General features: G+C 74.8%; 14 protein-coding genes. 7 read left to right on the top strand and 7 right to left on the bottom strand.

From position 1 onward, the window contains the following. Positions 1 to 38: 38 nt before the first annotated feature. Complete coding sequence (locus tag ACIP4P_RS04205) at positions 39 to 629, bottom strand: isochorismatase family protein (RefSeq protein ID WP_400914580.1); 591 nt, start codon at positions 627 to 629, stop codon at positions 39 to 41. A gap of 226 nt (positions 630 to 855) precedes the next feature. Between ACIP4P_RS04205 and ACIP4P_RS04200 the strand changes: the two genes are divergently transcribed. After that, positions 856 to 1,941, top strand: a complete 1,086-nt coding sequence (locus ACIP4P_RS04200) for a GlxA family transcriptional regulator (protein ID WP_400914577.1) — start codon at positions 856 to 858, stop codon at positions 1,939 to 1,941. Here the strand turns inward: ACIP4P_RS04200 and ACIP4P_RS04195 are convergent. Next, positions 1,844 to 3,385, bottom strand: coding sequence for a sensor histidine kinase (locus ACIP4P_RS04195; RefSeq protein ID WP_400914575.1), 1,542 nt, complete (start codon positions 3,383 to 3,385; stop codon positions 1,844 to 1,846). The two genes, ACIP4P_RS04200 and ACIP4P_RS04195, sit on opposite strands and share 98 nt — an antisense overlap. Next, on the bottom strand, positions 3,382 to 4,122 hold the full coding sequence (locus ACIP4P_RS04190; protein ID WP_400914573.1) for a response regulator transcription factor: 741 nt from the start codon (positions 4,120 to 4,122) through the stop codon (positions 3,382 to 3,384). Before ACIP4P_RS04190 ends, ACIP4P_RS04195 begins: the two co-directional genes overlap by 4 nt. Before the next feature lie 256 nt (positions 4,123 to 4,378). On the opposite strand from ACIP4P_RS04190, the gene ACIP4P_RS04185 reads away from it, so the two are divergent. The 6 genes from ACIP4P_RS04185 to ACIP4P_RS04160 all read left to right on the top strand — a co-directional run bounded on the left by ACIP4P_RS04185 (position 4,379) and on the right by ACIP4P_RS04160 (position 10,039). Then, positions 4,379 to 5,746 (top strand): ferric reductase-like transmembrane domain-containing protein, encoded by a 1,368-nt coding sequence (locus ACIP4P_RS04185; RefSeq protein ID WP_400914571.1) that lies wholly within the window; start codon positions 4,379 to 4,381, stop codon positions 5,744 to 5,746. A gap of 57 nt (positions 5,747 to 5,803) precedes the next feature. Then, positions 5,804 to 6,319 (top strand): FMN-binding protein, encoded by a 516-nt coding sequence (locus ACIP4P_RS04180; RefSeq protein WP_400914569.1) that lies wholly within the window; start codon positions 5,804 to 5,806, stop codon positions 6,317 to 6,319. A 32-nt stretch (positions 6,320 to 6,351) separates the two neighbouring features. Continuing rightward, the gene (locus tag ACIP4P_RS04175; protein WP_400915337.1) at positions 6,352 to 7,107 is read left to right on the top strand and encodes an FAD:protein FMN transferase; all 756 of its coding nucleotides are present in this window, start codon (positions 6,352 to 6,354) and stop codon (positions 7,105 to 7,107) included. 401 nt (positions 7,108 to 7,508) lie between these two features. Next, positions 7,509 to 8,117 carry a cysteine hydrolase family protein gene (locus ACIP4P_RS04170; protein ID WP_400915335.1) on the top strand — a complete coding sequence of 203 codons (609 nt, stop codon included), beginning with the start codon at positions 7,509 to 7,511 and terminating at the stop codon, positions 8,115 to 8,117. After that, positions 8,114 to 9,022 (top strand): SAM-dependent methyltransferase, encoded by a 909-nt coding sequence (locus ACIP4P_RS04165; RefSeq protein WP_400914566.1) that lies wholly within the window; start codon positions 8,114 to 8,116, stop codon positions 9,020 to 9,022. Before ACIP4P_RS04170 ends, ACIP4P_RS04165 begins: the two co-directional genes overlap by 4 nt. A 186-nt stretch (positions 9,023 to 9,208) precedes the next feature. Beyond that, complete coding sequence (locus tag ACIP4P_RS04160; RefSeq protein ID WP_400914564.1) at positions 9,209 to 10,039, top strand: 2OG-Fe(II) oxygenase family protein; 831 nt, start codon at positions 9,209 to 9,211, stop codon at positions 10,037 to 10,039. Positions 10,040 to 10,060: 21 nt separating this feature from the next. Here the strand turns inward: ACIP4P_RS04160 and ACIP4P_RS04155 are convergent, their stop codons facing one another. From ACIP4P_RS04155 to ACIP4P_RS04140, 4 genes are all read right to left on the bottom strand, one after another. Further along, on the bottom strand, positions 10,061 to 10,360 hold the full coding sequence (locus tag ACIP4P_RS04155; RefSeq protein ID WP_400914561.1) for a DUF3027 domain-containing protein: 300 nt from the start codon (positions 10,358 to 10,360) through the stop codon (positions 10,061 to 10,063). Continuing rightward, on the bottom strand, positions 10,357 to 10,767 hold the full coding sequence (locus ACIP4P_RS04150) for a hypothetical protein (RefSeq protein WP_400914558.1): 411 nt from the start codon (positions 10,765 to 10,767) through the stop codon (positions 10,357 to 10,359). The genes ACIP4P_RS04155 and ACIP4P_RS04150 overlap by 4 nt, the downstream gene beginning before the upstream one ends. A 126-nt stretch (positions 10,768 to 10,893) precedes the next feature. After that, positions 10,894 to 11,994 carry a hypothetical protein gene (locus ACIP4P_RS04145; RefSeq protein ID WP_400914556.1) on the bottom strand — a complete coding sequence of 367 codons (1,101 nt, stop codon included), beginning with the start codon at positions 11,992 to 11,994 and terminating at the stop codon, positions 10,894 to 10,896. 95 nt (positions 11,995 to 12,089) lie between these two features. After that, the gene (locus tag ACIP4P_RS04140) at positions 12,090 to 18,110 is read right to left on the bottom strand and encodes an SAV_2336 N-terminal domain-related protein (protein ID WP_400914554.1); all 6,021 of its coding nucleotides are present in this window, start codon (positions 18,108 to 18,110) and stop codon (positions 12,090 to 12,092) included. Positions 18,111 to 18,116: the final 6 nt, after the last annotated feature.

The following is an 18,116-nucleotide window of genomic DNA, read 5'->3' as shown; positions in this document are numbered from 1 at the left end:
GCCCCGGGTGACGGACCGGGGCACCCCGCACAGGCCCTTCAGCCGAGTTCGGCCGCCGTCTCCACCACCACGCCGTAGAGGTCGCCGATGGTGGCGAGCGCACCGCGGTGGATCTGGGCGGCGGTGAGCTCGGTGTCGCCGGAGCGCAGCGGGCGGGTCGCGCAGGCGTCGGCGACCACGGTCGGGCGGTTGCCGCGCAGGAAGGCGCCGGCGGTGGTGAAGGCGACGCACATGTGGGTCATGAAGCCGGCCACCACCACGTCCTGGTGCCCGGCCGCGTCCACCAGGGCGGCCAGGTCGGTGCCGACGAAGGCGTCCGGGGCCTGCTTGACCACGACCCGCTCGCCGTCGGCCGGGGCCACCGCCGGGTGGATCCGCCCGATCTCGGCGCGGACGTCGTACGGGGTGCCCTCGCCGCCGTCGTTGACGACGTGCAGGACGGTGGCGCCGGCCTCCCGGGCACGGGCGAGGAGCGCGGCCGCCGCGTCGAGGGCCTCGCGCCAGCCGGTCAGCTCCATCACGTCGCGGGTGTAGGTGTTCTGGTAGTCGATCAGGATGAGGGTCGCGGCGCCGAGCGCGGCGGGCTTCTCGTCGAGGCCGTTGAGGGTGCGCAGGGTGGTGGTGGGCATGGCGGAACCGCCTTCGTCGGCTGGGGAACGGGGGATCGGGGCAGGTCACGCCTGGTGCGGCCCGCCTCCGGCAACGCTACGGGCGGGCTCCGTACGGCGGCAATGTCGCCTAACATGCAGAATCCGACATCAGGCATCAGGCATCAGGCAGCAGGCGCCGGGCATCAGGCATCAGGCATCAGGCATCAGGCGCCGGGCCTTCGGCCTCCGGGGAGGGACCGTACTCATGGCGACCGCACAGCGGCTGATCGTCATCGTCCTGTTCGAGGGCGTCGACCTGCTGGACGTCACCGGACCGCCGGAGGTGTTCTCGCTGGTCCGGCGGGAGAGCGGCGACGACGCGACCGGCTACCGGGTGGTGCTGGCCGCCGGGACCACCGATCCGGTCACCACCGCCGCCGGCGTGCGGATCCTGCCCGACCTCACCTTCGAACAGGCCGCCGCCGCGGGCGGCATCGACACCCTGCTGGTCCCGGGGGCCGTGGAGCCGGACGGCGGCGGGCGGGTCCGGGCGGTGACCGACCCGGTCGTGGTCGGGCACGTCCGCACGCTGGCCGCCCGGGCCCGCCGGGTCGCCTCGGTCTGCGTGGGCGCCCACCTGCTGGCGGCCGCCGGACTGCTGGACGGCAAGCGGGCCACCACCCACTGGTCGACGGCGGGCCAACTCGCCGCCGAGTACCCGGAGATCGAGGTCGACGCCGACCCGATCTTCATCCGCGCGGGCGAGGTCTGGACCGGGGCCGGCATCAGCGCCTGCCTGGACCTCTCACTCGCCCTGGTCGCCGAGGACTTCGGCGAGGAACTCGCCCTGCGGGTCGCCCGACAGCTGGTGATGTACCTCAAACGACCCAGCGGCCAGAGCCAGTTCAGCGTCCCGCTGGAACCCGTCTCGACCACCCGGCGGATCGAGGAGCTGCGCCACCACATCCTGCGCAACCTCTCCGGCCGGCTCACCGTGCCGGAGCTGGCCGCCCACGCGCACGTCAGCGAACGGCAGTTGGTGCGGATCTTCAAGACCGAGCTGGGCACCACGCCGAGCGCCTACGTCGAGTCGGCCCGGGTCGAACTCGCCCGCCACCGGCTGGAGTCGGGCGACGACACCCTCGAACGCATCGCCGCCGCCTGCGGGTTCGGCACCACCGACACCCTGGTGCGGGCGTTCCGGCGCCGGCTGGACACCACGCCCACGGACTACCGGCAGCGCTTCCGCACGGTCACGGGCGCACGCCCGGCAGCGGCTCCGACGCAGTCCCCGGCACAGGCCCCGACGCAGTCCCCGGCGCGGGGCGGTGCAGCGGCAGACGCACCGTGAAGACCGTCCGGCCGGGTCGGCTCGACGCCTCGACGGTGCCGCCGTGCGCCTGGACCACGGCCCGGACGATGGCCAGCCCGAGCCCGGTCGAGCCGGTGGCGCGGGAGCGGGCCCGGTCGCCGCGGACGAAGCGCTCGAAGACCCGCTCCAGCAACTCCGGCGGGATCCCGGGCCCCTCGTCGACGACGCTCAACTCCACCCGATCACCGGCGGGTTCGAGGCGCAGCTCGACCGCCGTACCGGCCGGGGTGTGACTCCGGGCGTTGGCCAGCAGGTTGGCCGTCACCTGGCTCAGCCGGTGCTCGTCCCCCGGCACCAGCACCGGTTCCTCGGGCAGCACCAGGCGCCAGCGGTGCTCGGGACCGGCCGCCCGGGCGTCGGCCACCGCGTTGAGCGCGATCCGGGTGAGGTCCACCTCCTGCTCGGCCAGCGGGCGGCCGGCGTCCAGCCGGGCCAGCAGCAGCAGGTCCTCGACGATCGTGCCCATCCGCAGCGTCTCGGCGTCGATCCGCTCCAGCGAGTGCCGCACCTCGGCGGGCACCTCCCCCGGGTGCCGCAGCGCCAGTTCGGCGTGGCCGCGCACGGCCGCCACCGGGGTGCGCAGCTCGTGGCTGGCGTCGGCGGCGAAACCGCGCAGCCGTTCCTCCACCGCGTGCCGACGGGCCAGGGCGTCCCCGACGTGACCGAGCATCCGGTTGAGCGCGGCGCCGACCCGGCCGACCTCGGTGCGCGGATCGTCGTCCGGCACCCGCTCGGCGAGCAGCACCTCGCCGCTGGCGAGCGGCAGCGCGCTCACCCGCTCGGCCGTCCCCACCACCCGGCGCAGCGGGCGCAGCGACCAGCCGACCCAGACCGCCCCGGCGGCACCGGCCGCGGTGACCGCGATCGCGAAGACGGTCAGTTCGAGCGTCTCCAGCCGGCCGACGGTGTCCTCGGCCGGGTGCAGCGGCAGCCCGCTGACCAGGACGTCGCCGTCCATCCCGGCCACCGCCCGGACCCGGTAGCGGCCCAGCGAGCCGCCCAGGTCCAGGGTGCGGGCCGGGCCGCCGACCGGCAGAGCGGCCAGCACGCGCTGGCGGTCGGGCCCGAAGGTGACCCGGTCGTCCTCGTCGTCGGGGCTGTTGACGTCGTCGGCGTCGCCGTCCACCACCCCGGCGGCGGTGACCCGCCCGTTCAGCAGCCGCACGCCGACGGTGCCCGGGGTCTGGGCCCGGGTGTCCGGGCCGGCGCCGGAGCCGGCGTGCTCCAGGCTGGCGGCGTAGCGGCCGCCGGCCTCGGCGAGCTGCTGGTCGAGCCGGTCGACCAGGAAGTGGCGCAGGGCGGCGGCGGTGGCGAGGCCGACGGCGGCGCAGGTGACCACCAGCAGCACCAGCAGACCGGCGATCAGCCGGGCGCGCAGGGTGCGGGGCAGGAGCTTCCGGAGGAGCCCGACCGTACGCCTCACTGCCCGGCCTTGATCAGGTAGCCCGCGCCGCGGACGGTGTGGATCATCGGGCTGCGGCCGGCGTCCAGCTTCTTGCGCAGGTAGCTGATGTACAGCTCCACGATGTGGGCCTGCCCGCCGAAGTCGTACGACCAGACCGCCTCCAGGATCTGCGCCTTGCTGAGCACCTGCCGGGGGTGGCGCATCAGGTGGGCGAGCAGCGCGTACTCGGTCGGGCTGAGCTCGATGGTCTCGCCGTCCCGGGTCACCTCGCGGGCCCGGTCGTCCAGGACGAGGTCGCCGAGCACCAGGGCGTGCGCGGGCGGACCGGTCGGGGCGGCGGGCGGGGCGGCGCGGCGCAGCAGCCCGCGCAGCCGCACCACCACCTCGGCCAGGCTGAACGGCTTGGTCACGTAGTCGTCGCCGCCCGCCGCGATGCCCGCGATCCGCTCCTCCACGGCGTCCCGGGCGGTCAGGAACAGCACCCGCACCTCGGGCCGGACGGCGTGGACCCGGCGCAGCACCTCCAGGCCGTCCAGGTCGGGCAGCATCATGTCGAGCACCACGGCGTGCGGGCGCCAGGTCACCGCCGCCTCGACGGCCGCCAGGCCGCTGGTCGCGCCGCAGGCCTGCCAGCCCTCGTAGCGGACGGCGCCGCAGACCACCTCGACCAGGTCCGGCTCGTCGTCGACGACCAGGACCCGCCAGTCCGGGCGGTCGTCCGGGCCCGGATCCCGGCGGTCGGCGGTGTCGTCCATGGTGCTCCCTGCGGTTCGGCGGCGGACGGTGATCGTTCCGGGCGGTAGACGGCGTTCATTGTGGCCCGCCGCGATGAGAAACCCGTGAGATCGCCGAACCTGGTTCGCATGCCGGTACATCGCTGCTGACCTGCGGTGATGATGCCCTCACGGGGACCGTTCGCGGGCTTCCTCAGAGGTGACTCAGAGCTTGCGGTGCCATCGTGGACCGCCTCGGCGGGGCGGTGCCGCCGCCGGGAGCGAAGGAGGATCCGCGATGAGCACGGCCACCGTACCGAAGTCCCGGCCGGCGTCGGCCGGCCCGCGCCACCGGGCCGCGCTGCGCCCGCCGCTCGCACTGCCGCCGGGCGCGGCCCTCGGCCTGATCGCCGCGGGCGCCCTCGGCGTGCTCGGGCTGTGGTGGACGGACACCGCCTCGGTGGTCGGCGCGGCCGGCTGGCTGACCGGCGCCGGACGGATCACCGGCCTGCTCGCCGGGTACGCCGCGCCGGTCCTGCTCCTGCTGATGGCCCGGCTGCCGCCGGTGGAGCGCGGGGTCGGCGCCGACCGGCTGGCCCGCTGGCACGCCTACGGCGGCCGCTGGCTGGTCGCCCTGGTCACGGTGCACCTGCTGACCGTGATCTGGGGCTACGCGCTCACCGACGGACGCGGACTCGTCGGTGAGGGCGTGGAGATCGTCTTCCACTACCCCGACATGCTCAAGGGCGCCGCGGGCACCCTGCTGATGCTCGGCACCGGACTGGTCTCCGCCCGGGCCGCCCGCCGCCGGCTCTCCCACGAGACCTGGTACTACCTGCACCTGGCCACCTACCTCGCGGTGGCCCTCGCCTTCGGTCACCAGCTGACCACCGGCGCCGACCTCGGCGGCGGCCCGGGCCGGGCCGGCTGGTACGCGCTCTACTTCGGCACGGCCGCGCTGATCGGCTGGTTCCGGCTGCTGCGGCCCTGGCTGCTCGACCGGCGGCACCGGCTGCGGGTCGCCGAGGTCCGGCCGGAGGGCCCGGGCGTGGTGTCGCTGTTCCTGTCCGGCCGACGGCTGGACGAACTGCACGCCGAGCCAGGCCAGTTCTTCCGCCTCCAGTTCCAGGCCCCCGGGCTGCGCTGGGCCGCCAACCCGTACTCGCTGTCCGCCCCGCCGCGCCCGGACTTCCTCCGGTTCACCGTCAAGGAGCTCGGCGGCCACAGCGCGGCCGTGGCCGGACTGCGGCCGGGCACCAGGGTGCGGGCCGAGGGGCCGTACGGGGCGTTCACCGGACGGCAGCAACGGCAGCGCCGGGTGCTGCTGCTCGGGGTCGGGGTGGGGATCACCCCGCTGCGGGCGCTGTTCGAGACCCTACCGGGCGACGTCACCCTGGTGCAGCGGGCCCGGCGCGCGGAGGACGTGCTGTTCCGGGCGGAGCTGGCGGACATCGCCCGGCGGCGCGGCGCGGCGGTGCACGAGCTGCTCGGCCCGCGGGAGCGGGTCGGGGACCTCGGCGCGGCGCTCGCCCGGCTGGTACCGGGCCTGGCGGAGCACGAGGTGTACCTGTGCGGGCCGGAGGCGGTGACCGAGGAGGCGGTGCGCGCGCTGCGGGCGGCCGGGGTGCGGCCGGGGCGCATCCACCACGAGTCCTTCACCTTCTGAGTCCGTCGCTTCCGTCCCGTTTTCCCCTGTCCCCCGTACCGGAGGAGTTGCCCCGCCATGCGTCGAGCCGTCGTCACCAGTGCCGCCACCGCTGCCGGGGTGGTGCTGCTGCTCTCCCTGAAACCGCACCAGGCGACCGGGTCCGCGCCGGTGATCAGTTCGGGGGCGGGGGCGGGCTCCGGGGCCGGTGCGGCCGGTGCTTCCGACACCACTCCCGCGCCGTCCGGGTCCGCCTCCCCCGGCGCTGCCGCCGGGTCCAGCGCGGGATCCACTGCGGGATCCACTGCGGGCGGGGCCACCCGCAAGATCAGCGGGGACACCGTGAACACCCGGTACGGCCCGGTGCAGGTGCAGGTCACCCTCGCCGGAAGCCGGCTCACCGCCGTCGACGTGGTCAAGTACCCCACCCAGGACCGCCGGGACCGCGAGATCAACGCCGACGCCCTGCCGGCCCTCAACCAGGAGGCGATCTCCGCGCAGAACGCCCAGATCGACGCCGTCAGCGGCGCCACCTACACCAGCGACGGCTACATCCGCTCGCTGCAGAGCGCCCTCGACCGGGCGAAGGGCTGAGCCGGGCCGTGCTGCGCCACGCCGAGCCCGTGATGGGCACCGTCTTCTCGATCGCGGTCCGCGACCCAGGACCGGACACCCCCGCGGCGCTGCGCCGGATCGCCGAACGGCTGCACCGGATCGACGCGGTGTTCTCCACCTACCGGCCGGACAGCGAGATCAGCCGGCTCGACCGGGGCGAACTCGCCCTCGCCGACTGCGATCCCGAGGTCCGTACGGTGCTCGACGCCTGCCGCCAGGTCGCCGCCGAGACGGACGGCTACTTCACCGAGCGCCCCGGCGGCCGGCTCGACCCCAGCGGCTGGGTCAAGGGCTGGGCCGTCCAGGAGGCGGCCCGGCTGCTGCACGCCGCCGGCGCCCGGCAGTTCTGCGTCAACGGCGGCGGCGACGTGCAGACCGCCGGCGGACCCTGGCGGATCGGCATCGCCCACCCCGGACAGCCGGACCGGCTCTCCGCCGTACTGGCCGGGTACGGACTCGCGGTGGCCACCTCCGGCACCGCCGAGCGCGGCGCCCACATCCTCGACCCGCACACCGGCCGGACCGCGCACGGCCTCGCCTCGCTCACCCTGGTCGCCACCCCGGGCACCGGCATCGCCCGCACCGACGCCTGGGCGACCGCCGCCTTCGCGATGGGCCCGGACCGCGCGCTCGCCTGGGTGGCCCGGCGGCCCGGGGTGGAGGCGCTCGCCGTACTGCCGGACGGGTCGAAGCGCTGGACCTCCGGGCTGCCCGGGCACCTCCCGCCCTCCGGGCCCGCCGACTGGCAGCCCACCGTGGCGAGTTGACGCCTCCCGCCAACTTCGGCGCCGACGGACCGAGTTCACCTCATCGGGTGAACACGACGATCATGTCCCGCCCGTCCCGGCGTCCTGGGTCGATAGTGGGGACCGATCGGGCACGGACCGCCCGGTCCCCACCGCACCCTTCCGAGGAGACGCCGCACCGTGGCCACTTTCGCTTTCGCCGAACGCATCGTCGTACCCCTCACCTCACCCCTCACCGGGCCCCTCGCCGCGCCCGCCGTCGACCGGCGGTCGGGCGCCCGGCCCGTGACCGCTCGGCCGGGGCCGGCCACGTGACCGCGTCCGACCGCCGCGCGGCACCGGTCGACGGCCCTACCACGCCGGTGGACGCCTCCGCCACGCCCCTCGACGGCGACACCCCGCCGGTTGACGGCCGCACGGCGCTGGTCGTCGTCGACCTGCAGAACGACTTCTGCGCCGGACCGGTGGCCGCCGCCCGCTACCCCGCCGACCCGACCCGGCTCGCCACCGTCGCCGCGGCCACCGCCCGCGCCGTCGACACCGCCCGGGCACACGGCACCGAAGTGGTGTTCGTCCGCTTCCTCGGCGATCCGGCCCACCAGGGCGCGAGTTGGCGACACCGGGACGCCACCCTCCGCAAGCGCCCCAAGTGCCCCACCGGCAGCTGGGGCGCCGAGTTCCACGCCGTGACCCCGAAGGCCGGCGAGGCGGTGTTCACCAAGTACGCCTGCTTCGACGCCTTCCTGAGCGAGGGCTTCGAACAGCACCTGGTCGACGGCGGCGTCCACCACCTGGCCATGGCGGGCGTGTTCGCCGACGTGTGCGTGGACAGCACCGCGCGCACCGGCTTCCAGAAGGGCTTCCACATCACGGTGCTCGCCGACTGCACCGCCGCAGTGCACCTGCCGGACGAGGCGGTCCTCGGCTTCATGCGGCGGGTCTACGGCGCCCGCGTCACCACCCACGACCAGCCGGCCGTCTGGACCCGGCCGCCCGGACATCCCGTCCCCGACCACCAGGAGCGCGCATGACCGTCGAACTGACCGTCGAACTGACCCAGAACCCCGGTGTGTCCGGCACACCCGGCGCGGCCGCTGGCGTGGAACCCGCCGCCCTGCTGGTCGCCGCCGCCCGGGCGCTGGAGACCCACCGCCCCGACGCCCTCACCCGGGACCCGTACGCCGAGCAGCTGGTCCGCGCCGCCCCCGCCGCCGCACCCTGGCCACGCCACCCCCGGGACGTCCCCGACGGCGAGGCCGACCCGCTGTGGGGGCGACTCGCCCGCTACTTCGCCCTGCAGACCCGGGCCTTCGACGACCAGCTGCTGCGGGCCGCCCAACTCGGCGCCCGGCAAATCGTGCTGCTCGGCGCCGGCCTGGACACCCGGGGGTACCGGCTGGACCTGCCGGACGACTGCACCGTCTACGAGCTCGACCGGCCCGAACTCCTGACGTTCAAACAGCGCGTCCTGGACGGGACCGACGCCCGGCCGACGGCCCGGCGCCGCACCGTCGGCACCGACCTGCGCGCCGTCGGAACGGACCCGCGCGCCGACTGGGCCCAGCCGCTGACCGACGCCGGGTTCCGCCCCGACCGGCCGACCGCCTGGCTCGCCGAAGGCCTGCTGCTGCGGCTGCCCGGCGCGGCCGAAAGCGCCGTCCTCGCCGTCGTCGACCGGCTCAGCGCCCCCGGCTCCACGCTCGCCTACGAGACCCGGCCGGGCGGCGGGGCCACCCCCGACCCGACCGGCCTCGGCCCGACGGCGTGCCCCGACCCCGGACCCCGCCCCGACAGCCCCGCCGACCTCACCGCGCGCGGCTGGTCCACCACCCTCCACACGCCCTTCGAGTTCACCCGCCACTACGGCCGCGGCCCGCTCCCCGTACCGGACGACGCCCTCGCCGGGCACCGCTGGGCCTTCGCCGTACGGTCCTGAACCGTCCGTTCCGCCAGCCGTTCCGCCGGGCGTTCCGGCCGCCCGTCGCGGCGCGCGTCAACGATGCGTATCGCGCCGCAATCCCGGTATATGCGTTGCGCCAACAGTTCAAAATCCCGGCATCTTCTCCGCGTACCGTCGACCCGGCACCCGCTCGGGGGCCCAGGTACGGAGGAGAGACGCATCATGCACACCGCTGCCATCCACACCGCTGCCGTCCAGGCCGCCGGCGACCTGCTGCGTGACGGCTACGCCCGGATCACGCTCCGGGACGGCGAGGAGCGACTCCTGCACCGGGTGCTCGGCGAGAGCCGGGTGTTCTTCGGGCGCACGGTGGAGGAGAAGTCCCGGTACGCCACCGCGGACTTCAACTTCGGCTACCGCCCGCTCGGCCGGGAGTTCTCGATCAGCGCCGACCGCCCCGACCTCAACGACTGCTTCACCCTCTGGCACGACCGCCTCGACCTGATCCCGAACGCGGCCGAGATCCCGGACCTCACCGACGCCATGCTCGCCTGGCGCGGCCACCTGGCGGGCCTGGTCGCCGACACCGTCGGCGAGGTGGCCGCCCGGCTCGGCGGTCAGAAGGCCCCGACCTTCGAGACCGCCTCCTACCTCCAGCTCAACAACTACGCCGCCACCGGCTCCGACCGCGACCTGCTCCAGGACAAGCACGAGGACGGTCACATGGTCACCGTCATCCACGCGACCGCCCCCGGGCTGGAGCTGTTCCTCGACGGCGACCCCCGCCCGGTCGTCACCGGCCCCGACGAGGTCATCCTGATGCCCGGCTCGGTCCTCACCGACCTCACCGGCGGCCGCATCCCCGCCCTCTACCACCAGGTCCGCAACCTGCGCCTGCCCGAGCGCACCGCACTGATGTACTTCGTCAACCCCGACCTCGCCGAACCGGTCCACGCCTGGACGGAGCAGCCGGGCGCGGACCGCGTCGACCTGCGGGAGCGGATCCGCAACAACCCCGGCATGTTCGGCCTCCCGATGGTCCCGGCCCTCTGAGGCCCGGCGGGATCACCGTCGTCAGAAGTCCGACGGGACGGACCAGCGGCCCGCATGCTCGAACCGCTCACAGCCGTCGTGCTCGAACCGCACCGTCCCGTCGAACGCCGACGCCCCGTTCGCGCAGGCGCCGTAGTCCAGGCCGATGGTGCCGGCCAGCGGGAACCAGTGGCGGCAGAAGCCGCACTGCTCGGCGTACCACTCGTCGTCGTCCGGCCCCCCGCGGTGACGGCGGGCGATCCACCGCTCGTGGATCGCGTCCAGCTCGGCCGGCTGCCCGGCGACGTGCGTCGTAGCCTCCTCCTCGTCCCCCGGGGTCATCGCCACACCGACCCGGTGAAGCCGAACGGGCGGTAGACGTCCCAGAGTTCGCACCGCCGGTCCCGGCCGGTAACCCGCCCGAGCAGGGACGGGACGGCGGGGTCGGCGGCCGCGGCCTCGACCACTGCGAAGGTCTGCGCGGTGACCTCCCCCGGTGCATCGGGCCACATGATCGGTGGGCGTCCGGCGTCCCCGAACTCCTCCTCCAGGACCGGCACGGCCTCCGCCGGGAACGCCGTGAAGGCGTAGAGGCAGTGGTCGACGCTCTCCGGGTCGTAGTGCGTGGCCAGCGTACGGAAATACCACCAGTCGCCCCAGCTGGTCGCCAGCTGGGCGACGCCCTCACGGGCGCCGTCGTACCAGTCCACGATCGCAACGATCCGCAGGAGCGGGCTCTCGCCGGTCACGGTCCTCAACCCCTTCGGCCGGTGGGTGGTCGGGGTCAGTGTTCCGGACCGCTTCCCGGCCGTCATCCGAATTCCCTGCGGCACGGACCGGTTCCCGCGCCCACGACGGGGGCGGGAACCGGTCGTTCAGAACCTGATGATCCGCAGGCCGCCGTCGGCGGTGGCGTAGAAGGTGTGGCCGTCCGGACCGATCGCCAGGTCCGACAGGGCGCTGAGGCCCTTGACACCCTCGCCGGGGGCGACGGTGTTGGTCGAGGTGTCGATCGAGAAGATCGAGTCCGTCCCGACCACGTACAGCCGGGTACCGTCCGCACTCACCGACGGGCCCCGCAGGAACTGCCCGGGGGCGATGTCCATGGTCGCGCTGACGGTGTCGCCGGCGAGGTCCACGGCGTAGCCCCTGCCGGTGGCGGTCACGCCGTACAGCCGGCTCTCGTCGGCGGACAGCGCCAGGTGGTTGAAGCTGCCGCCGACGGCCACGGTGGCCACCACGGCCGGGGTGGCCGCGCTGGTGTCCAGGTGGACCACGCCCGCGTCGGTGCTGACGTACGCGTCCTCGCCGTCCGACCGCACGACGACCGACCCCGTGTAGCGGCCGGGCACCGGCACGGTGGCGGTGTACGCCAGCTGACCCGTGTCGAACCGCAGGACGCGGGCGCCCTCCAGGACCGGACGGTTGGGCGGCTCGGGCCCGCCCTGGCTGACGTAGACCCGTGAACCGTCCCCCGTGACCGCCAGGGAGCCGAGGGCCCCTTGGTAGCTGCCCGCCGAGCCGGGCTGGACCGGGGTGGGCACGGTGGCGATCACGGTGTCGGTGGCCGTGTCGATGACGCCCAGCATGTTCGGTGGCGACTTCTGGACACTCGCGTACAGCACGTAGACCCGGGTGCCGTCCGGGCTGATGGCCACCGGCCCGCCCGAGGCGTCGAACCTGGAGCTCAACGTCAGATCGGCGGTGACCGCCCCGCTCCGGGTGTCGACCACCCGCAGCTTGGCACCGCCGTCCACCTGCTTGTCCTTGACCGAGACGTACGCCTTGCGCCCGTCCGGACTGACCGCCACCGAGACCGGGTTCGAGTGCAGCGCGACGGTCTGCGGGACACCGGCCACCGGACCGTCGTCCCCGTCCGCCGTCCGCGCGGCGGCGGTGCCGGCCCCGGCGATCAGCAGGGCCCCCGCCGTGACCAGGGCGCCTAACCAACGAGCCTTTGACACCAGTGAGTTCATCCGATCCCTCCCCTTGGTGCACCGCGACTCCCCGCGGTGGACGGCACACGCTACGCGAGGAGGTGGTCGGTCAGTACGCGGTTCCCGGACATCCTTCAGGCTGGCTGCGGCCCCCTTCGAGGTGGCAGCCAGCCGGTCTGGATCAGGGTGCCGGCGGGGTTCTCGGGCGTCACGTGGGTTCCCCGGCCCGGGGGGAGGGGACGGGGGGTCACCAGGCCGAGCAGGGGGCCCTCCTCCTCGTTGCCGGAGAGCACCACGCCGTGGGGCCCCAGCTCGCAGGCCGTCCGGAGGAACGGGGAGGCGGCGCCGGCCCGGGACGCCCCCCTGGTGGTGCAGGCGACGATGACCCGCAAGCCGATCTCCGGGGCCAGCGGCAGGAGTTCGGTGAGGGCGGACAGCGGGTCCTGCTCCCTCGACGCGCTCAGGTGGAAGTCGTTCACGACGAGGAAGATCCTCTTGTGCAGTTGCCAGTCCCCCGGTGTGCGGCTGGCGGCGGCGACGCGCAGGATCCGCACCAGGGTGGTCAGTTCCGACAGGTCCGACGCGTAGTGGACGAGGTACTCGGGCGGCACCTCGTCGAGCAGGGAGCCACGCACGTCGGCGACCAGGAAGCCGACTTGGTCGGAGGTGTAGCGCTCGGTGAGCTGTTTGACCAGCAGCCGGAGCACTGTGGTCCGCCCGGCGCCGTCCTCACCGAACACCACGAACAGCGGGTTGGCGTCGAAGTCGACGAACACCGGGGACTGTCGGGCGATGTCGAGCCCGATCGCCACCCCCTGCCGGGCGGTGCCGCGCGGCAGACGGTCGGCGTCGACGACGGCGAGCGCGGCGGGACCGCCCAGCGGCACGATGAGCGCCTCCGCCCGGCCGGGGCTGCGGAGTTCGGGGTCGTCCTGCTGGATCATCCGGTACAACTGCGTCACCATCGGACTAGGTTCGATCGCGAAGTCCTCCCGCAGCTGGCTCTGGAGCCGACTGTAGACCTCGACCGCCCCGTCCTTCAGGCCGCACCGGTAGCGGGCGAGCATCAGCAGCGCACACAGCCGCTCGCGCAACGGAGTGGCGGCGACGAGACCTTCCAGCCCCTGCCGGAGCTCCTCGTGCCGCCCGAGGGCCAGCCCGGTGGCGTACAGGTCTTCGCTGGCCACCATCCGCCGCTCGGTGAACCGGGCCCGCTCCCCGGCGGCGTACGGGCCCGGCACCCCGTCCAGCGCGGGGCCGTCCCAGAGGTCGAGCGCGAACCGCAGCAGCCGGTGCGCCTCACTCAGATCTCCGCCCTGCTCCGCCGTCGCGGCCGCCGCGAGGCGCTCCTCCAAGACGGCGACGTCGACCGACCACGGGGCGACCGTCAGGCGGTAGCCGTCGCCCACCGGCTGGAGGACCTCGGCCGCGCCACGGGGTTCGCTACGGTCCCCCAGGACGTGCCGGATCCGGGAGATATACGTCCGCAGCTCGGCGATCGCCTGGGGCGGCTGCTGGTCGCCCCAGACGGCGTTCACCAGACCGGTGGTCGGCACCGGCTCGGGGGCGTGCAACAGGAGGGCCGTGAGGACCGCCTGCTGCTGCGGGGAGCCGAGGGGCAGTTGGTGCTCGTCGCGCCAGATACGCAGGGAGCCGAGCAGCGAGTACCGAAGACCGTCGGGGCCGGGCGCGGTCGACGACACCGGGCCGCGCAACTCCTCCGCCCGTTCGTACAGTTCGCTCAGGCGGTCGCGCTCCAGCTCCGCCAACGGCCCGGGCAGGTCAGCCAGCGGGGTGCCCTGCCAGAGCGCCAGGGCCTCTCCGGCGTGCCGTCGGGCCGCGTCCGGGTCGTCGGCGGGCACGGCCGCCTCGGCGCGTTCTAGGGCCCGTTCGAAGAGCACGGCGTCGATCTGCTCGGAGGCGACGTTGAGCACCCAGGTGTGGCCGTCCGACAGCTGCTCCAGCACCTCGTAGGAGTCCCTGGGTGAGTTGAGCACGCGCTGCAAGTCGCTGACGTAGAGCCACATCTGCTCCAACTCGCCACCGGACGCCCGGTGCTGCTCGTGCACCGCCTCGATCAGCACCTCGGCCCGTACCGGGCGGCCACGGTACTTCAGCAACGCCGCGAGCACCGCCGCACGCCCCGGGGACCCGATCGCCACTTGTTCCTCCCCTCGCCAGACGCGTACCTCTCCGAGCAGGGTGAACGTCAGCGGGGGCGACGGCGTGCGGTCGGGCTCGCGCAGGGCGCCCGAGGCGGCGATCCGGCGGGCGACCTCGGCGGCGGAGGACGGCCGTCGGCGCGGGTCCGGGTGCAGCAGTTCGAGGGCGAGCCCTTGCAACGGCTCCGGGACACCGGTCTGCTGGAGGAGGTTGCCGAGGGCGTAGAGGTCGTCGGCCGGGTCCGCCGCGCCGGCTCCGCCGAGGTCGATCCCGAAGTCGCAGAGGGCCGGGCTGCCGTCCGGGCGGAGCAGGACGTTGGCCGGTTCGATCCGGCCGTGGGCGATGCCGTGGGTGTGCAGGTAGTCCAGTGCCTCGGCCACGCCGTGGGCGATCGCCGCGGCCTCGCCGGGAGCGGCCGGGCCCGCTTCGAGCACCGTCCGCAGGTCCGGATTGTCGATGAACTCCAAAACCAGGTAGAGGCGTTCGGCGTCGATGCCGGCCGTGTGGCAGCCGACCAGGCCGTGGTGGTCGAGTTCGGCGAGCCGACCGCTCTGCGCCAGGAAGGCGTCCGTGTCGAGGGCCGTGGCGAGCCGGTCGCGGTCGAAGGTCTTCACCGCGACGGTCGAGCCGTCCCGTTCGTCCCGGGCCCGCCAGATCTCGCTCTGCCGCCCCTGGGCGATCCGTTGGACGAGGCGGAACCGGTCGGCGAGCAGCGGCTGTTCGACCACGCGCCGCTGGTCACCGCGCCAGCGGCCCTCGAACTCCCAGATGTGGACGTGGGTGTCCCGGTCGCCGATCGACGCGATCACGCAGCGGTCCTGGTCGCCGGTGATCCCGACGATGGTCCGGGCCCGGGCGGGGTCGACCACGGCGGCGGGGAAGGACTCGACGGTCGACGGGTCGTCGGGTCGCCAGCGGTGCAGGCGCCCGGTCGGGTCGACGCCGACCAGCCGCGACCGGCCGCCCGGCCCCGGCAGCGCCGTGAGGGCCCAGGCCCGGTGGCCGCCGCTGAGACCCGGCAGTTCGAGGGGCTCCTCGCTGCCCCACGGGTTCCACAGGTGCATCCGGCCGTCGCCGTCGGCCGTCCAGAGGTACTGGGTGCCGTCGGCGTGGGTGAACGGCGCCATCGCCACTGGGGGTTCGGGGCGGCCTTGCCGGCTGGACACGAAGGAGCCGTCCCGGGCGTCCCAGAAGACGAAGCCGCCGTCCGGCTCCGCCGTGCACAGGACCGACGGCCGGTCGCTGATCTCGGCCATGGCGACGACCCCCGGGCCGGTGGCCCCGAGGGACAGCGAGGGCTCCTCCAGCTGTCCGGTCGTCACGTCGAGGTAGCGCAGCAGGCCGTCCGCCCCGTAGACGGCGAGGTAGCCGGAGCCGAGGCCGTAGGCGTTCGGCACGGTCGCCATCGCCAGTGCCGGGCTGGGCAGCGGGAAGCTCCGGACGTTGGAGTAGGAGTCCCCCGACCTGGCGGGCCCGACCAGGACGGCCAGTTTCTCGTCCAGGTGCCAGGTCGCGAGTTCGTCCGGGCGTCGGGGCATCCGGTCCAGCAGGTGCTGGAACTCCTGTGCGTGCTCGATCCGTTGGTACGCGTCGCCGAGCCGGTGCCGGATCTCCTCGCGCAGTTCGGCCTCGGTGAGGAAGCCGAGGGTGATGACGGTGGCGTCGTCACCGAGCCGGTCCATCACCTCACCCGACTCGGTGGTGACGATCAGGCAGCCGGTCCGGCTGTCGGCCAGTTCGAGGAGTTCCGGGTGCCAGGTCTCCTCGCCGGAGGAGCGCAGGCCGGAGGCCAGACCGTCGATGACGACCAGCCACTCCGGGTGGCGGCCGATCAGGTGGGTCAACGGTGCGGGGTGCTCGGGCTGTTGGAAGCTCCGACTGAGGGCCGCCCGGAGCCGCCCGAACCCGTCCTCGACGGCGCGGGCGTTGCGTGCCTCGATCCAGTGGACGAAGGAGTGCCGCCCGCCGTGGCGCTGGACGTACTCCTGGACGAAGCGCCGCCGTCCCATGCCCAGGGAGGCGTCGACGACGACCAGTTGCCGCGGGGGTTCGGCATTGCGGAGCCAGGCCGGGTCGCAGGCCAGGGTGAGCCGGTCGAACTCCTTCCGCCGCCCGATCATCCGCGGCGGGTCCGGCGGGCTGACGATCGGCGGCGGGGGTGTCAGCAGCTCCCGGCGGACCGTCGGCCGGCTGAGCAGTCCGGTGAAGTTCCGTGCGATCGCCACGTGTTGGCCGCCGGCCCCGGCCAGCACCGCCGCCGCGACCTCGGCGAAGGGCAGGCTGCGTTCCGGCAGCCGGTGCCGCCCCTCCCCCGCGCTCGCGGCCAGCGCGCGGAAGTCGAGCGTCCCGCCGAAGGTGGCCGCGACCCGCCCCGAGACCTTGGCGAGCACGTGGTCCAGGACCCGCACCGACTCGGTCCGGGTCAGCTCCCCCAGCAGTTCCGCCCGGACGCCGTCGACGAAGTCGTACACCACCTCGTCCGGGTCGGCGTCCTTCGTCCGCACCTCGATCAGCCCGGACAGGAAGAGCTCCGCCAGCTCGCGCTGGCCCGACTCCGGCACGGTCGCCCGCTGGACCAGCCGCATCACGGGCAGGCTGAGCGGCGCCGCCGCCAGGTGGCAGGCGAGCCGGTACGCGGTCGGGGAGCTGCCGGCCCGGAAGGCGGCGACCCGGTCGGCGGGCGGGCGCGGCTCGGTGGTCCGGGCGCGCGGCCGTTGCGGGCGCGGTACGCCGCTGAGCGGGGCGGCGAGCATCGGGGTCCAGCCGGTGGTGCGGCCGGCCGTGAGGTCGGCCCAGGGGGCCAGCCAGTCGGCGTCGATCTCCAGCAGCGGCAGCCAGGCCACCGCCGCCCGGGCGGCCGCGCCCGCGTGGCCGCGCGGGATGCCGGGCAGGGCGGTGTCGGTGCGCAGCACCGGGACGGGCCGGCCGTGGGTGGCGGGCCGGGCCTCGACCGGGGCGGGGCGCAGGGCGGTGCGGTGCCAGAGGCGGCGGGGCAGCACCTGGAGGGCGGCGGCCGGTCCGGTGGCGGCGGTGCGGGCCAGGAAGGGCACCAACTCCGGGCCGTACCAGGCCGGTCCGACGCCGTCGGTGAGGACGAACAGGATGCGGCGCCCGTGCGGGTCGGCCAGCGGACGGGACCAGGCCGACGGACGGGACCAGGTGCGGTCGGGGGCGGCGGGCGGCGGCGCGGTGCTGCCGCGGCGGCGGAAGGGGGTGAGGTGGGGGGTCTCCCCGTCGGTGCCGAGGGACCAGGTGCGCACCTCCTCGAAGGCGCCGTGGCGTTCCAGCAGGGTGGCGAGCTCCCCGGCGAGGTCGTGCCAGACGGCCATGGTGGCGCCGGTGTCGACCAGCAGGTCGACCGAGTGGCGCGGCCGGTCGCGCTGCCAGACCGGCATCAGCACCCCGGCCTCGGCGGTGGCGGCGGCGGTGGCCTCCTCGTCGAGGTGCAACGGCCTCACGCCGCCGGGGCGTTGGGTCAGCGGGTGGCGCAGCGGGCGCAGCGCGCGGGCGATCGCCAGCGCGCCGGGCAGGGCGGTGGGCCGGGTCACCTGGACGACCTCGGCGCCGCGGGGGAGGCGTTGCGTCCCGTCGGACGCGGTGGGGTCGGCGGGGGCGCAGCGGGGGTGGAGTTCGACCTTGGGGGCAGGCGGTTCGGGGGTGTCGGGCCTGGGCGGCCCGGTCGGCGGGTCCTGGCGGCCCGGCTCGGTGCCGGTCCGGTCGGGGGCGTCGGGCCGGGGCGCGCCGGGCCGGTCGGGCGTCCGGCCCGAACCGTCGCCGTCGGCGGCGGGTTCGGTGTCGGTGTCGGAGCTGTCGGGCAGGGGGGCTAGGCCGGCCAGCCGGGAGATCCACAGCACGTCGGCGAGGTCCTGCGGGTGCGGGTGCTCGCCCTCGGGGGCGACCAGCGCGGCCAGCGCCCGGCGCAGCACCGACCGGGCCGGGGTCTCCCGGCCCGTGGCGGAGTCCCCCATGGGCGCCGTACCGAACTCGTCCACCGGCCG

Source organism: Kitasatospora sp. NPDC089509, assembly GCF_044749365.1.
Lineage (GTDB): Bacteria > Actinomycetota > Actinomycetes > Streptomycetales > Streptomycetaceae > Kitasatospora.
The sequence above is the reverse complement of the archived record's forward strand: the minus strand, read 5'-3'. Positions and strand labels throughout refer to the sequence as shown.

Excerpts from the sequence above, each read along its gene's own strand:
- ACIP4P_RS04205 (WP_400914580.1), bottom strand. The coding sequence starts at position 629 with ATGCCCACCACCACCCTGCGCACCCTCAACGGCCTCGACGAGAAGCCC.
- ACIP4P_RS04200 (WP_400914577.1), top strand. The coding sequence starts at position 856 with ATGGCGACCGCACAGCGGCTGATCGTCATCGTCCTGTTCGAGGGCGTC.
- ACIP4P_RS04190 (WP_400914573.1), bottom strand. The coding sequence starts at position 4,122 with ATGGACGACACCGCCGACCGCCGGGATCCGGGCCCGGACGACCGCCCG.
- ACIP4P_RS04185 (WP_400914571.1), top strand. The coding sequence starts at position 4,379 with ATGAGCACGGCCACCGTACCGAAGTCCCGGCCGGCGTCGGCCGGCCCG.
- ACIP4P_RS04180 (WP_400914569.1), top strand. The coding sequence starts at position 5,804 with ATGCGTCGAGCCGTCGTCACCAGTGCCGCCACCGCTGCCGGGGTGGTG.
- ACIP4P_RS04175 (WP_400915337.1), top strand. The coding sequence starts at position 6,352 with ATGGGCACCGTCTTCTCGATCGCGGTCCGCGACCCAGGACCGGACACC.
- ACIP4P_RS04165 (WP_400914566.1), top strand. The coding sequence starts at position 8,114 with ATGACCGTCGAACTGACCGTCGAACTGACCCAGAACCCCGGTGTGTCC.
- ACIP4P_RS04160 (WP_400914564.1), top strand. The coding sequence starts at position 9,209 with ATGCACACCGCTGCCATCCACACCGCTGCCGTCCAGGCCGCCGGCGAC.
- ACIP4P_RS04155 (WP_400914561.1), bottom strand. The coding sequence starts at position 10,360 with ATGACCCCGGGGGACGAGGAGGAGGCTACGACGCACGTCGCCGGGCAG.
- ACIP4P_RS04145 (WP_400914556.1), bottom strand. The coding sequence starts at position 11,994 with ATGAACTCACTGGTGTCAAAGGCTCGTTGGTTAGGCGCCCTGGTCACG.